Origin of the sequence: Qipengyuania sp., from assembly GCF_964227205.1 — a bacterium.
Classification (GTDB): Bacteria; Pseudomonadota; Alphaproteobacteria; order Sphingomonadales; family Sphingomonadaceae; genus Qipengyuania.
In genome coordinates, this window is the sequence record NZ_CAXQVB010000002.1 from 381795 (window position 1) to 397213 (window position 15419).

Here is a 15419-nt window from a genome sequence, read left to right on the forward strand (position 1 = left end):
GACCTGGTCTGGTTGTCGAGAGGCCTCAGCCTGTCGTCAGCGACTGAAGCTTTGCCTCGAGCTCGCTCTTCGCGGCTTCCTCTCCAGCGGGCAATGCGCCGATCAGTGCGGATATGGCCAGCGGGTTCATCGGCTGCAATTCATGCGCATCCAGCGCAAAATCGAGCGCGCCGTCCCGATCCTCGAGGTTGAGCGCCGCGATGCTGCGGGCTGCCAGCACCCACGGCGTTCTTGCCTGCCCGAGTTCCATTGCGTGGTCGAGCAATTGCGCAGCCCGGCCCCATTCGCCCTGCGCCGCGAGCGCGTCGGCCAACACCGCCGCGGCTTCGCCGTTCATCGGATTGTTGCGGACATATTCTTCAAGCATGCGGCGCGCGCGCGCCGGATCGTCCTGCACACTGGCGAGGCGCAAAGCCAGCGGCCAAGGCCGCCTCACACGCGCGGATCGTTCATAGGCCGCCCGCGCCGCCAGCTTGTTGCCCTGGGCGAACTCGGCGTCGCCCAGCAGGGACTGCGCGTCGCCAGACCCGGGAAAGCGCTGCGCGAAAGCGCGGGCGCGCTTCACCGCCGCCGCTATATCGCCTCCGGCGATCTCAGCCCGCAGGTAATCGCGCAGTTGCGCCCCGCCGAGCGCAGTCGAGGCGCCGGGTACCTCTTGCAGGGCCCTGCCCGGCAGCACCACGAGGCCCGTCTCGTCGAGCGCTGCCATATCGATAAGGGCTGCCGCCCGTTTGCGATCGCCGAGCGATTCATAGGCGCGGGCCACAAGAAGCTGGAGATAGGCTGAGCCCGCTTTTTCCGCGGCCGCAGCCGCGAAGCGATGGACCAGCTCGCGCTCCCCTCCGCTTCGCGACAGCGCATAGGCGAACAGGTTGCGCACCCGGCGATTATCGGGCTGGCGCGTATGGAGCCGGTCCAGCGTCAGCGCCGCACTCGCATAATTTTCGTCGGCAAGATCGATGATCGCCGAGAGCAGTTGCGTCGAGGGCACCTCGGAGCGAACGGAGCCGGACCTTTCGAACAGGTCCCGGGCGAGACCGAACTTCTGCCCTCGTGCGGCGATGACCGCCTGGACGAACAGTCCGCGCGGCGTCGCGGCCGCACGCCCCCCCCTTGCGCGAAGCACGGCAAGCGCGTCTTTCGCCCGCCCGACATCGGCCAGCGTCGCGGCATATTCCACCCGCAGAGCGATATCGTCGGGTTGCCGCTCGAGGGCCTGCTCCAACAGTGCCGATCCAGCCCCCAGCCCCTCGGCATCGCGGGCGAGCTGGCCGCGAAACTGCAGCGCCTCGCCATTGTCGGGATCGAGCGCCAGCGCCCGCTCCGCCGCCTTGATGGCTTGCACCTGTTCGCCGCCGCGATACCGCAATCGCCCGATATCGACCCATAGGTCGGCGCTGTCCGGATCGAGGCGATAGGACCGATCGAAGGCCGTCCCCGCCGCGGGCAAATTGCCCTCTGCCATTTCCAGCCGTCCGAGCAGCCGGAAACCGATCGCGCTGGTGCCGGCGGAGAACTTGCCCGGGCCGAGCCACTTGCGCGCTGCCGTTAGGTTCCCCTCAATCAGCGCCGCCTCGCCGAAAAGCACCGCCAGTTCCTCGCGCGCAAATCCCTGTTCGAGCGCCCGTTCGAGGGAGACATGCGCAGCCAGCGTATCGCCGCGCGCCAGCTGGGCGCGCGCCGTGTCTACCGGGGAAGTTTCCGGCTCCTGCTCTCCGCATCCCCCCAAGATCGCCAGCCCCAGCAGAAGACCAGCGACCGGTCCCCGATCACGTCTGAAGATCATATTGCTTGAGGAGGTCGTACAGGGTCGGGCGGCTGATCCCAAGCAGCTTGGCGGTGTTGGAGATGTTGCCCTCGCTACGCGCGAGAGCCTGACGGATCATCCGCCGGTCGGCCTGCTCGCGCGCGGCCTTGAGGTTGAGGGCCAGGTCCCCTCCGTCCTCGTCGGATTGCGGCAGGTCGAGATCATCTGCGGAAACAAGCTTGCCGTCGGCCATGATGACCGCGCGCTTTACCCGGTTTTCGAGCTCGCGGACATTACCGGGCCAGGCCCAGCCGTCGATCGCCGCGAGCGCATCCGCCGCGAAGCCCTTGACCTGGGGGTTCATTTCCTTGGCGAAGCGGGTGAGAAAATGCTTGGCCAGCAGCACTGCGTCGCCCGGGCGTTCGGCGAGCCTCGGGACCTTCACCACGATTTCCGCCAGGCGATAGAACAGGTCCTCGCGGAACGTCCCTTCGGCGATCATCGCCTCGAGGTTCTGGTGCGTGGCGCAGACGATTCGCGTATCGACCGCGATCGGCTTGCGCCCGCCTATCCGCTCGATCGTTCGTTCCTGCAGGAAGCGCAGCAGCTTGACCTGGAGGGGCAGCGGAATGTCGCCGACCTCGTCGAGAAACAGCGTTCCCCCGCTGGCCAGCTCGATCTTGCCCTCGGTCGTCTTGACCGCGCCGGTAAAGGCCCCACGCTCATGTCCGAACAACTCGCTTTCGAGGAGGTTTTCGGGAATCGCCGCACAATTGATGGCGACGAAGCTGCCGTCCTTGCGATCGCTCGATTCATGGACGCCGCGGGCGAGCAATTCCTTGCCCGTGCCGCTGGCTCCCAGCAACATGACCGACACATTGGTGGGGGCCACCCTTTCGATGGTTCGTGCCACCTTGGCCATTTCGGGTGCAGCCGTGATCATCGAGCCGAGCACCGTGCGCTCCTCGCCGACCTTTTCCGCGAGACATCGGTTTTCCTGCTCGAGCCGATGTAGGCGGTAGGCGCGCTGGACGATCAGCCCCAGAGTGTCGATATCGACCGGCTTCTGGTAGAAATCATATGCGCCCTGTTCCACCGCCCGCAGCGCGCTCTCGCGCGCACCATGCCCCGAAGCGACGATGACCTTGGTATCGGGCTTGAGCGCCATGATCGCCTCGAGCACGGCGAAGCCTTCGCTCGTGCCATCGGGATCGGGCGGCAGGCCGAGGTCGAGCGTCACGACGGCAGGCTCCTCGGAACGCAGCGCCGCCAGCGCCGCCTGGCGCGTTCCTGCCAGCACCACGTCGAAATCGTCATAGGCCCATTTGAGCTGCGCCTGCAGACCTTCATCATCCTCGACGACAAGAAGTTTGGGCTTGGTGTCTGCCATTACGCGACCTCGTTTTCGATTTTCGACGATCCACGATTCAGGACCGAGGCTGCCGATTTGAGTGGCAGGCTGATGGTAAACCGCGTTCCCAGCCCTTCGCGCGATTCGACTTCGATCCGCCCGCCCATCGAGCGGATCAACTCGCGCGCCTCGAAGGCACCGATCCCGAAACCGCCGCTTTTCGAGGACACGAAGGGCTTGAACAGCCCCTTGCGTAGGAATTGTGGCGACATGCCCGCGCCGTTGTCGATGATGTGGATTTTGCCGCACAGGCCGTCGCTCATGACTTCGAGCATGACCGAACTCGATGGATCGCTGGCCTCGATCGCATTCTGGACGAGGTGAACCAGCGCCTGGTCGAGCGCCTCGGGATTGCCTTCGACGGCAACCACCTCGCTGTGCAGCAAAGCGACCGGATGGACCTTGCCCAGGCGCTCGGCCACCTGGCGCGTTGTATCGGCGAGATCGAATTCACGCGCCGCATCGCTTTCGGGCGCGCCATAACGCCCGAGCCTAGCCAGCAATGTATTGAGCTTGTCGACGCTGTTCCTCAGCGTGAGCAACATATCCTTGCGGAACTCGGGCTTGTCGGCGTGCTTCTCGGCATTGCGCAGCAGCAGCGCCATCTGGCTCGAGAGGTTCTTGATGTCATGCATGACGAAAGCCATGCGACGGTTGAATTCATCGAACCGGCCCGCTTCGAGCAGGGCGGCCTGACCCGCCTGTTCGGCAAGATAGCTGGCCAGCTGGCGACCGACGACCCCCAGCAGGTCGAAATCCTCCCAGTCGAGCTTCCGCTCGACGACCGGCCGCGAGAGCAGGACCAGGCCGACCAACCGCTCGAAGTGGAGCAAGGGCACCGCCGCCCAAGCCCGCTGGTCGCCGCGCATCCAGTCGGGCACCAGCGCCTGCTCGCCCGCGCGGTCAACACCCTCGCGGAGCTCGTCCAGATCGATGATCAACTCGCTGCGTTCGAGCAGGTCGGCGAGTGCAGCTGGAGCAGCCTGCGCCGGGATCTCGATATCCGGCCAGCGCCACTTCGCCGCGAGCTCGAGCGCGCCGTCTTCATCCGCGACGAGCAGAATGCCTGCCGGGCTATCGGTGATGTCGGCCAGTGCCTTCACTGCACGTTCCTGCAGCGAGATATTGTCCAGGCCGGTAGTGCCGATCGTCTCGGTGAAACGAATCCATTCCGAGCGGTAGTCGTAGCGGTGCTTGAACAGGTGCTTGATCGCGGTGACGCGCAGCCACCCGCGCAAATGGTCCGACGGAAGCCAAATCAGGGCGAGCGCGCCGGCTGCGATGATCAGACCGACCTGGGTCATCCGCGCAAGATCGCCGGTCATCATGTCGAGCGAGCGCGCAAGCCCGAGCATCAGGGCGAGATAGGCACCGATCACCAGTAGTGAGAGAAACCGGAAGGTTACCGCCCGCGAGGGCCGGAATTCGAGGTTCGAGGAATGGCTGTTGAACCCGATCGCGAAGGGAATCGCGAAGACTGCAGCGGCTACCCCCCTTAGCGCGACGAGTTCGGGCGGGATCGAGCCTGTGATGTAGGCGATGGTGAAATAATTGAGGTCGAACGCCCACAGCCCCGCCAGCGAAGCCGCGCTCCAGCGCAGGATCTGACGTGAAGAAGCCGCCGCGCCGACATAGAGGTTGTGGAGCAGCACGAGCGCGCCGACCGCGACCATCACCCGGAACAGCACCGCGGTCTCGTACGTCAATACAGCCAGTTCGGTGGTTACGGCATAGCGACGCGCGATCAGCAGCAGCGCGAATTGCAGCACCTCGACGAAGGCGAGCGATATCAGCGCGGGGCGAACGAGCCTCAGCGTCTCGTCACGACCGTCATTGCCGAACAGCCGGAAGAGCATGAACAGCCACGCCAGATTGCGCGCGATTTCGGTCAATTGGACGATCGAGCGGCTCGGCTCGAAACTGGCCGCGGCAAAGCACCAGTTTGCAGTCAGCGCGACAGCGACCATCGCCGGAATACGGTCGCCGCGAGTCGCATCGCCCTTGCGTGCGATCCAGATCGCAGCGAGCGCGCAGATGATCGCGCCGGTCGTATAGGCGATATAGGACAGGCTTGCGATCCACCCCATTATCGCGCGCCCTCCGGCCACAGGATCACCCGCGCGGTCTGCAGCAGGATCAGGAGGTCGAGGAAGGGCGTGTAATTCTTGGCATAGTAGAGGTCGTATTCGAGCTTCTGCCGGGCATCCTCGATGCTCGCACCGTAAGGATAGTTGATCTGCGCCCATCCGGTGATCCCGGGCTTGACGACGTGCCGCTCTGCATAGAACGGCAATTCCTGCTCGAGCTCGACCACGAAGGCGGGAACCTCGGGCCGCGGCCCGACGAAGCTCATGTCCCCTTTGAGCACGCTCCACACCTGCGGAAGCTCGTCGATTCTCACCTTGCGGATAAGTCTCCCCACGCCGGTGATTCGGGGATCGTCCTTTTCCGCCCATTTCGCCCCACCGTTTTCGGCATCGATCCGCATCGAACGCAGCTTAATGAGCGTGAAATTCTGTCCGTAGAGCCCCACTCGCTTCTGTCGGAAGAAGGCCGGCCCCGGGCTGTCGAGTTTCACCAGCAGCGCGAAGAGCGCGATCAGGGGCAGGCCGACAATCAGGATCGCGAGGCTGACTACGATGTCGAACAGGCGCTTGCCGATGCTCGATAGCCGTCGCCCGGCGGAAAAACCGTCGGAAAAGATCAGCCAGCTGGGATTGAGCGTGTCGAGATCGACGCGCCCCATCTCGCGTTCGAGAAAGCTGGAAAAATCATAGACCTGTACGCCCTGCGTCTTGATCCGCAGCAGATCCTTCAGGGGCAGCGAATTGCGCCTTTCCTGGAGCGCAAGCACGACCTCGGTCGCTCCGGCACGGTCGACGAAACGCCCCAGATCGGCAATCGTCTCGCGCGGTACGGCGGTCTCGACGACCGGGGCGGAATCGCCCATGGCAATGAAGGAAGCGACCAGAAACCCGCTTTCCGGTCGTTGCGACAGCCGCCTCAGGCGCTGAGCGCGTTCGCCCGCGCCCAGCACGACCACTGTCCGCCGAAAGGCCTCGACGCCGAGAATCTTGCCCGCCACGAGCCGGTTGGCGACGAGCACGAAGATCGCGATGCCCATCGCATAGAGCAGCACCGATCGCCACAGCGCCGCACCTGGCAGGACGAAATCCATCAGCGAGATTGCCAGCACCCCGAGGCTGACGGCGACCAGCAGCCGCGCCGTGGCAAACCGGATCGACCGCAGCGCGAGCGGTCCGTAGGTCCCCACGGCGATCATGCCCAGCCAGATCACCCCGGCGAATATGCCGATCTCCACTGCGCGGTCGGAAAATTGCCCGACGCCGACCCCGATCTGCATGACCCTCAGGCGCCATGCCGCTTCGCCCGCAAGAACGAGCAATACGAGATCGATCAGGGACAGCAGCACGACATTGTAGGAGATGTAGTGCTTGAAAAGACGGATCATCCGGTCCGGCTCGCGAATTGCTGGTGTCGGAATCCTTGACTAGCAGAGAGGAGTGAACCGTCGGTAAATTTTACAACACAGTAAGAAGGGGACGACGCATCCGGTGCGCCGCCCCCTACCGCTTGAAGTCTGGAAGAACTCAGTTGTTGACGGCGTTCTCGACCGCTTCGCCCGCGCCCTGCGCGGCCTCGCCGACCTGATTGGCAGCTTCGCCCACCTCGTTCGCTGCCCCGGCAATGGCATTGTCCTTGGCGACCTCAGCGCTGTTCATCTCGGTGAGGAAGAAAATCCCTACTACCGCGACGATAAGAACCAGCAGGATCAGAACCCAATTGGTACCGCCGGAGCGGGTCTCGCCATCGGTCACGACCGTATGCGTGGTGTGGGTATTGCCAGCCTCATCGGTGGTTTCGGTAATGCGTTCCTCGGTCATGTCATTTCGTCCCCGATATATCTGTGATGGCAGTGAAAACGCTGCAGGCGGCAACTGGTTTCCATCCGTTCGCGCAGAGACTGGTTAACGCTCCTCGAATTCGAAGGGTGTCACGCCGCGGCGAATCCGGTCGAAGGCCAGCTTGCGGCCCCGCGGCGGCAGCGAGCGCTGGCTGCAGCCACTGCGGTGGCATCGCGCGCAGCCGGGACCGATCGGCTGCGCATCGGCAGGGCGCAGCGAAACGCCGCGCGCCTGCGCGAGGTCGCTGGCGAGGACTGCCTCGACCCCGACCGCCACGACGAACTGCGCCTCGCCCGGGGCGCCGCTCCCCTCCACCGTGCGCGCCATCGTCAACCATCCGCCATCGCGATCGCCATCGGTGCTGTCGTCGAGCGCGACGAACTGTACCTGCAATTCGCCAGCGCGGTCGAAGGCACGGTGGGCATCCCACAGCGGACAGCTTGCCTCCGACTCGAGGAAACGCGCGGTACTCGCCCCGGTAAAGGTCTTGGAAAACTGCCCGGCGCGATCAAGCCGGACCATGAAGAAAGGCAGCCCGCGCTGGCCGACACGCTGCAGCGTCGTCAGGCGATGCGCGAGCTGTTCGAAACTGACCCCGAAGCGACGTTCTAGAACCGGCAGGTCGTAGCCGGTCGCCTCGCAGGCACGCAGGAAGCGCCCATAAGGCATGATCAGCGCCGCCGCGACATAACCCGTCAGATGGCGCGAGAAGAGAGCACGGGCTGCCTCGTCGTCGAACTTCGCTCCCTTCGCCACCGCATCGATCGCCTCGGCGAATTCGAGCTGCGCGATTTGCAGCGCCAGCTGGAAGTTGCGTGACGGAATGCTGAGCATTTCCGACAGCTGGACCTGGCGGGCGTGCAGGTCGAGCCGCCTGAGGCTGTCGGGCATGACCTCGCGCGGAAGGATGCGGACCGACAATTGGTGGCGCTCGCGCAGCCGTTCGACGAGCGCAAGGCCGATGTCCCCGCGCGACAGGCGCATGTCGTCGGCAAGGTCTTCGGCAGCGGTATCGAGATCGGCGAAGTGATTGCGCCAGCGCTCGATCTCGCGTCGCGAGGCAGCAAGCGGATCATCTGGCGCATCACCAGCCGGAGCTGCATTGTCGTACAGCCGGGCAAATGCTGCCGCGACTTGCGGCGAGGCGGACAGGAACTCCTGCAATTCCTCGCGGTCTATCCCGAGGTCGGTGAAGCGATCGTCCGCAAACCGCCGGGCGAGCCCGTCGAGCCCGCCGATCGCCTCATCCTCGCGCAGCGAACGTGGATCGAAATCGAATTGTTCGACGAGCTGCATCATGACCCGCGCGCTGACCGGGCGCTGGTTGCGTTCGATCAGGTTGAGATAGCTGGGCGAGATATCGAGCCGCGCCGCAGCGGCGGCCTGGGTCAGCCGCTCGCGCTTGCGGAGACGCCGGACAGCGGGCCCGGCAAAGAGCGCCTTCTCCGTCATAAGTCACTTTCTTTACATCTTAACAGCTAAAGTAGCGCGAGTACGCTCCCGTCGACAAGTTATTTTGTCAATATTCCTGTCGAACCCGTGCTCCATGTTCCACAAAGCACTCAGGCGATCACGCCGCTTGACGACAAGGAGCTTCCCCGTGACCTATTCGGCCCGGATCAAAGAACTGAACGAAACCATCGCCGCCAACGGTGCGCCCTGGGGTGCGATCGATGCCGAAAGCGCCGCGCGCATGGTCGTCCAGAACCGCTTCCGCACGGGGCTCGACATCGCGCGCTACACCGCGAAGATCATGCGCGAGGACATGGAAGCCTACGACCGCGACCCGGCGAACTATACCCAGTCGCTCGGCACCTGGCATGGGTTCATCGCCCAGCAGAAGATGATCTCGATCAAGAAGCATTTCGGCAGCACCAAGCGCCGTTACCTCTACCTCTCGGGCTGGATGGTTGCCGCGCTGCGCAGCGATTTCGGCCCCCTGCCCGACCAGTCGATGCACGAGAAGACGTCGGTGCCCGGCCTGATCGAGGAGCTCTACACTTTCTTGCGCCAGGCAGACGCCCGCGAACTGGGCGGGCTGTTCCGCCAGCTCGACGAAGCCAAGGCTGCCGGCGACGCGGTCAACACGCATCGCCTGCTCAAGGAGATCGACGAGCATGAAACGCATGTCGTGCCGATCATCGCCGATATCGACGCCGGTTTCGGCAATGCCGAGGCGACTTACCTGCTCGCCAAGAAGATGATCGAGGCCGGTGCCTGCGCGCTGCAGATCGAAAACCAGGTGTCGGACGAGAAGCAGTGCGGCCACCAGGACGGCAAGGTCACCGTGCCGCACGAGGAATTCCACCAGAAGATCCGCGCGATCCGCTACGCCTTCCTCGAGCTCGGCGTGCCCGAAGGCATCATCGTTGCCCGCACCGACAGCCTCGGCGCCGGCCTGACCAAGTCGATCGCCTATTCGAAAGAACCGGGCGACCTCGGCGACAAGTACAACAGCTTCCTCGATTGCGACGAAGTCGATCCTGCCGACATCACAAACGGCCAGGTCTTCATCAGCCGCGACGGCAAGCTGCTGGCGCCCAAGCGCCTGCCCAGCAACCTCTACCAGTTCCGTCCCGGAACCGGAGAAGACCGCTGCGTGCTCGACTGCATCACCGCGCTGGAAGCGGGCGCAGACCTGCTGTGGATCGAAACCGAGAAGCCGCATGTCGAGCAGATCGCAGGCATGGTCGACCGGGTTCGCGAGGTGATCCCCAATGCCAAGCTGGTCTACAATAACTCGCCCAGCTTCAACTGGACGCTCAACTTCCGCCAGCAGGTCTACGATGCCTGGGCCGAAGCGGGCAAGGATCTGAGCGGCTATGATCGCGACAAGCTGATGAGCGTCGATTACGACGGCACCGATCTGGCCGCCGAAGCCGACGAGAAGATCCGTACCTTCCAGGCCGATGCCAGCAAGCGTGCGGGCATCTTCCACCACCTGATTACGCTGCCGACGTACCACACGGCTGCGCTGAGCACCGACAACCTCGCTCGCGAATACTTCGGCGAGCAGGCGATGCTCGGCTACGTCAAGAACGTCCAGCGCGAGGAAATCCGCCAGGGTATTGCCTGCGTAAAGCACCAGAACATGGCCGGCTCCGACATCGGGGACGATCACAAGGAATACTTCGCTGGTGAAGCCGCCCTCAAGGCCGGTGGCAAGGACAACACAATGAACCAGTTCGCCGCAGCGTAAGGAGAGGAAGGATGACGACCATGACCGACGACACTCCGAAGACCGAGCCAGGCCGCGCCCGCGCGCTCTTCTCGACCGCAGATTTCCGGCTGCTGCGCACGGCGTTGACCCATTACGCCAAGGCGACCGACGATCGCGAAGAACTTGCCCGTATCAATGCGCTGCACCACCGGCTGGGAACCTACGTCCCTTCCGAGTGACCCCGTTTCACGATTTCTCCTGGGGAGGAGAATACGGCCGTCGGAGCGCCCCAACGCTCCGGCGGCCACTTTTGTGCGTGGGAGTCAGTCCGCAGGCATCAGGTCGATAGCTGCGCTCGCCAAAGCTTCTGCACCGGTGGCAATGACCTTTTCCGCATCGGGCGCCCAGAAGGGCGAATGCAGCGAGGGCAGCGGCGTGCCCTGTTTCTCGAGCGCCTCGAGCATCGGCGCGGGCGTGCCGCTGATCCAGAAGATCGCCGACTTGATGTGGTCGGGGTCGGCGCGACGGTATTCGCTGAAATCCTCGCCCCCCATCACCGGCGGCATGGTCGCGACCCGATCTTCGCCGAAGCGCTCGCCGAAGCGTGCCAGCAGCTGCTCGGTGAAGTCGGGGTCGTTGTAGGTCGAGGGGGTGAAATCCTCCTGCACCTCGACCACCGGCATAAGCTCCTCGGGAAGCCCCGCCGCGATCGCCTCGCCCTTCGCGATACGCGCGATCCCGTCGAGCAGCAGTTTGCGGCTTTCGTCCGAATAGCTGCGCACGGTGAGCTGCAATTTCGCCTCGTCCGAGATGATGTTGTGTTTGGCCCCCGACAGGAAACTGCCCACGGTCACCACGCCCGGTTCAAGCGGCGACAGCTCGCGGCTGACCAGCGTCTGCAGGCGCATGACGATGGCGCTGGCGAGCACGATCGGATCCTTGGTCGTGTGCGGATAGGCGCCATGCCCGCCGATCCCCTTCACCTCGATATTGACGCTGTCGACATTGGCCAATGCATAGCCCGGCGTGACGCCGATCGTTCCCGCCGGTGTGGGCGCCGCCGCATCGTGGAAAGCGAGCGCGTAATCGGGCTTGGGAAAGCGCGTATAAAGCCCGTCGGCGAGCATCGCCCTAGCCCCGCCGCCTGCTTCCTCGGCCGGCTGCAGGATCATCACCAGCGTGCCCTGCCACTGGTCTTTGCGCTCTGCCAATTGTTGCGCTGCGCCGATGAAGCCGGTCATGTGCGTATCGTGGCCGCAGGCGTGCATCACCCCGGTGGTCACGCCGCTCGCCGGGGTGGCTGTTTCCTTGCTGGCGAAAGGAAGCCCTGTCTGTTCGACCACGGGCAGGCCGTCCATGTCGGCGCGGATCAGTACGGTCGGTCCCTCGCCATTCCTCATCACCGAGACCACACCGGTCTTGCCCACGCCCTCGGTCACTTCGAAACCGAGGCTACGCATCCGCTCGGCGAGTTTGGCGGCGGTCCGGTGTTCCTGAAAGCTGAGCTCGGGATGTGCGTGCAGATCGCGGTAGAGCTCCATCAGCTGGGGCATATCGGCGGCGATGCCCTCGCGCAGATCGTCGGCCTGGGCCGGTACTGCGAGGACCATCGCCAGCGCAGCGAGGCTTGATGGAACGATCGTATGCATACCCTCTGGTCTCCTCCGACATGGACCGCATGGACCGGTGTCCAGGGTCAAAGCCTTTCCGCCCGGCGCGGCCGGCGTGGTATCGCCCTGTGTTGCAGAGCCGCGCGCCGCAGGAAAGGGGCTAGAGGCCGTAGGTCACAACCAGCGCGAGCGAGAGCACGGTTACCATGATCAAGACCAGCGGCACACCGGTGCGGACATAGTCTTTGAACTCATAGGACCCCTCGGCCATGATCAGCATGTTGGTCTGATAGGCGATCGGGGTGGCATAACACAGGTTGCAGCCGAACAGCACGGCCAACACCAGCGGTTCGGGTGGCAGCCCCAGCTTGCTCGCGATGGCGAAAGCGATCGGCGTTCCGACCGTGGCCGCGGTCGCGTTCGATGCGAAATTGGTCAGGAAGGTCATCGCCAGCATGATCGCCGCGAGGGAGGCGGCCGGAGACAGGTAGTCGAGGCCCACCGCCATGACCGTGCCGATCCAGTCGGCCGCCCCGCTGTCGAGGATGATACGCCCCAGGGCGATGCTGGCCGCGACCAGCACGATGACGCTCGCGGACAGGCCCCTTCCGACACGGTCGAATTTCACGCATCCGGTGACGAACATCAGGATTGCGCCGGCCAGCGAGGCGATGGCGATCGGGACCAGGCCGACCGATGCAAGGGCGATCGAACCGCCCATGATGCCTGCGGAAAGCGCCGCTTTCGAACGCCGAGGCAGTTCGCGCATACCTTCGAGCTGGAGCAGGCTGTCGGCCCGCGCGAAGTGCTGCATGTCGTCGGGCAGGCCCATGACCAGCAGCACGTCGCCCTCGGCGAAGCGATGATCGCCCCCTTCGGAGAACTGTTCCTTCTCGCCCACCAGGCGCTCGGGCCGGTGGGTCCCGATCACCGCCACACCATAGAGATCGGCGATCCCCGAGCTTGGCAAGGTTCGCCCGATCAGCCGCGAATCCGCGGTAACGATCATTTCACCGACCGCGATGTCGATCCCGGTTTCCGACGAACGGCGCCGGATCCGGTCGATCACCCAGCTCGGCGCCGCGTCGCCGCGCAGCGTCGCCATGGCTTCCTCGATCGCCTCGTGGGTACCCGTCATGCGCAAGCGGTGTTGCGGACGGAGCAGGCCGACGGGCACATCGTGAAACTCGATCCCGGCCGGAAGGCGCGATTCCAGTTCGGACAATTCCCGCCCGTTGAGCACCGAATTCTCGGTCACGCGCAGGCGCGTTTCGAACAGGCGCTGGGCGTGGACGGTTTCGACCCGATTGTCGCCCAGCATGCGCGGCATGACGATCCACACGAAAGGCAGTGCCACGAGCGAGGCCACCAGCACGATCGGAGTGAAATGGAACACGTCCATTTCCTTCATACCGAGATCGACCGCGATCGACACGACGAGGATGTTGGTCGACGTACCGATGGTGGTTGCCATCCCGCCCATCAGCGAGGCCGCATTGATCGGGATCAGCGTCTTCGAGGCGGGCATCGCGCCGCGCAAGGCGAGCTGGACGAAGATCGGCACCAGCAGCACCAGCACGGGCGTATTGTTGACGAACATCGAGAGGATGAAGGTCACCCCCAGCGAAAACAGCAGGCCGAGCTGGAGATTGACCTTAAACAACCGTTCGAGGAAACGTGCGGCGGGTTCGAGCGCACCGGTCACCACCAGGCCCCTCCCCATGATCATCAGCGCGCAGATCGTCACCAGGGCGTAGTGACCGAAGCCCGAAAAGGCGAGACTGAGCCCGTCGATCGGCTGCGTATCAGGTAGCGGAAAGAAATAGAGGCCGACCGCGATCACCGCGATCGTCAGCAGCGAAATGATCTCGACCGACATCCGCCCGCGCGCGAAAGCGACGAACATCGCGATGGTCACCGCCATCGCCGCAATTGCATGGTATGAAGGAACCCCGATCATCCGGTGCCGGAATTCCCAGTTTATCCTCGAATGTGCAAGGATTTAGTTTGGTGGCCCCGAGCGAAGTCTCTGAATTGAACCGGATCGGCGCTTTGCCGAAACTGAGCCGCATGCGCTGGCAGCAGGCCTGCTTAGTGGCGGACCACCGATTTGGCCGCGGCACTGTCGCCGCACCTGTCCCTCGGTAACTTGCCGCAGGGTGGCTTCGCACCGGGAACGAGGAAGTCGCCTTCGGGCCGCACTGAATGGCGAAAAAATACAATTGTTTGATCTGCCAGTTTGGCATTTGGCCGATGCGACCCGAGGGGCGTAACGACCCCGATCGAGCCTTTCCCCCGCCATTCTCCTGGAATGGCGGGGCTGTTTTTGTGAAATACCGAAAACTACGGATTACAATTCCGAAAGACTATGCTACCACACAGTTGCAATCAGGAAGGCTTGTCCAAGTCTTCCGCCTCTCGGCCCCTTCTTCGGATGGGGCCGTTCTTTTTGCGGGCTCCCTTCTGGGGCCAGCGTGCGTCCCGTCCTTTTTTGATCCGGCGGCGAAGCGCCACCAAGCCCGACACGACAATGAATGCGATCAGCGCCACGACCACATAGGTCTCGATCAAACGCGGCTTTCCGCTCGGGCCGATCGAGCCAGTGATTGGTACCCCTGGCCGGACTCGAACCGGCACTTCGTAAGAAACTCGATTTTGAGTCGAGCGCGTCTACCAATTCCGCCACAGGGGCACTGGGTCGGGAACGCAGGCGTTAGCCGCGCCCCGGGGCGGCATCAAGCCTTGAGCGCGCCCGCCAGCAATTTGTGCAGCTTCGAGTGCAGCGTATCGTTCGCCGCGAGCACCTGCTTCGCATGGATCGGCTGCGACCGACCGCGGAAATCGGACACGAAACCGCCAGCTTCGCGCACGATCAGGCACCCCGCGGCGGTATCCCAGTCCTTGAGGTCGCTTTCCCAGAAACCATCGAAACGGCCGGCGGCGAGCCAGGCGAGGTCGAGCGAGGCCGCGCCGAACCGGCGGATGCCCGCAACCTGAGGAGCGATGGCGCTGAAGATGCGCGTCCAGTCAGCGAAGTCGCCATGACCCTGGAAGGGGATGCCGGTGGCGATCAGCGCCTCGGACAGGTGGCGACGCGACGAAACGCGCAGGCGGCCGTCGTGCAGCCAGGCGCCACGGCTCTTTTCCGCCCAGAAAGTCTCGTCGGTCACCGGGTTGTAGACGACCGCTGCGGTTACATCGCCCCAGCCGCCCCCGCCGAGCTTGGGTTCCTGCACCGCGATGCTGATGGCGAAATGCGGGATGCCGTGGAGGAAGTTGCTGGTGCCGTCGAGCGGGTCGACGATCCAGCGCGGCTTGGTCTCGTCGCCCTCGATGATCCCTGCCTCTTCCATCACGAAGCCCCAGTCGGGCCGTGCGGCGAGCAATTCATCGTAGATCGTGCGTTCGGCGATCCGATCGGCTTTGGACACGAAGTCGGCCGGCCCCTTGCGGCTCACCTGGAGATGCTCGACCTCGCCGAAGTCGCGCCGCAGGCGCCCGCCCGCCTTGCGCGCGGCCTTCTCCATTACGCGAATGACACCCGATAGAACGGCCATGGAAACTC

At 64.1% G+C, this 15419-nt stretch carries 11 protein-coding genes and 1 tRNA gene; 2 read left to right on the forward strand and 10 right to left on the reverse strand.

The features are described 5' to 3' along the window. Positions 1–25 precede the first annotated feature (25 nt). The 6 genes from ACEQZ0_RS03780 to ACEQZ0_RS03805 all read right to left on the reverse strand — a co-directional run bounded on the left by ACEQZ0_RS03780 (position 26) and on the right by ACEQZ0_RS03805 (position 8536). Positions 26–1786, reverse strand: coding sequence for a tetratricopeptide repeat protein (locus ACEQZ0_RS03780; RefSeq protein WP_370220983.1), 1761 nt, complete (start codon positions 1784–1786; stop codon positions 26–28). Then, entirely contained in the window at positions 1770–3137 is a 1368-nt protein-coding gene (prsR, locus tag ACEQZ0_RS03785) for a PEP-CTERM-box response regulator transcription factor (RefSeq protein WP_370188541.1), read from the reverse strand. Before prsR ends, ACEQZ0_RS03780 begins: the two co-directional genes overlap by 17 nt. Beyond that, positions 3137–5245 (reverse strand): XrtA/PEP-CTERM system histidine kinase PrsK, encoded by a 2109-nt coding sequence (prsK, locus tag ACEQZ0_RS03790; protein ID WP_370188543.1) that lies wholly within the window; start codon positions 5243–5245, stop codon positions 3137–3139. Before prsK ends, prsR begins: the two co-directional genes overlap by 1 nt. Further along, complete coding sequence (locus ACEQZ0_RS03795) at positions 5245–6630, reverse strand: TIGR03013 family XrtA/PEP-CTERM system glycosyltransferase (RefSeq protein WP_370188545.1); 1386 nt, start codon at positions 6628–6630, stop codon at positions 5245–5247. The genes prsK and ACEQZ0_RS03795 overlap by 1 nt, the downstream gene beginning before the upstream one ends. Before the next feature lie 139 nt (positions 6631–6769). Next, entirely contained in the window at positions 6770–7063 is a 294-nt protein-coding gene (locus ACEQZ0_RS03800) for a hypothetical protein (protein ID WP_370188547.1), read from the reverse strand. 84 nt (positions 7064–7147) lie between these two features. Further along, the gene (locus ACEQZ0_RS03805) at positions 7148–8536 is read right to left on the reverse strand and encodes a short-chain fatty acyl-CoA regulator family protein (protein WP_370188549.1); all 1389 of its coding nucleotides are present in this window, start codon (positions 8534–8536) and stop codon (positions 7148–7150) included. A 148-nt stretch (positions 8537–8684) separates the two neighbouring features. On the opposite strand from ACEQZ0_RS03805, the gene ACEQZ0_RS03810 reads away from it, so the two are divergent. Further along, the gene (locus tag ACEQZ0_RS03810) at positions 8685–10283 is read left to right on the forward strand and encodes an isocitrate lyase (protein ID WP_370188551.1); all 1599 of its coding nucleotides are present in this window, start codon (positions 8685–8687) and stop codon (positions 10281–10283) included. A 20-nt stretch (positions 10284–10303) separates the two neighbouring features. Continuing rightward, the gene (locus ACEQZ0_RS03815) at positions 10304–10483 is read left to right on the forward strand and encodes a hypothetical protein (protein ID WP_370188553.1); all 180 of its coding nucleotides are present in this window, start codon (positions 10304–10306) and stop codon (positions 10481–10483) included. 84 nt (positions 10484–10567) lie between these two features. On the opposite strand, the gene ACEQZ0_RS03820 is transcribed toward ACEQZ0_RS03815, so the two are convergent. The 4 genes from ACEQZ0_RS03820 to ACEQZ0_RS03835 form a co-directional block, all read right to left on the reverse strand. Beyond that, complete coding sequence (locus ACEQZ0_RS03820) at positions 10568–11893, reverse strand: amidohydrolase (RefSeq protein ID WP_370188555.1); 1326 nt, start codon at positions 11891–11893, stop codon at positions 10568–10570. A 121-nt stretch (positions 11894–12014) separates the two neighbouring features. Then, positions 12015–13814 (reverse strand): SLC13 family permease, encoded by a 1800-nt coding sequence (locus ACEQZ0_RS03825; protein ID WP_370188557.1) that lies wholly within the window; start codon positions 13812–13814, stop codon positions 12015–12017. A gap of 647 nt (positions 13815–14461) precedes the next feature. Next, positions 14462–14546 (reverse strand) — tRNA-Leu (locus ACEQZ0_RS03830). A gap of 43 nt (positions 14547–14589) precedes the next feature. Next, positions 14590–15411, reverse strand: coding sequence for an inositol monophosphatase (locus ACEQZ0_RS03835; RefSeq protein WP_370188561.1), 822 nt, complete (start codon positions 15409–15411; stop codon positions 14590–14592). Positions 15412–15419 lie beyond the last annotated feature (8 nt).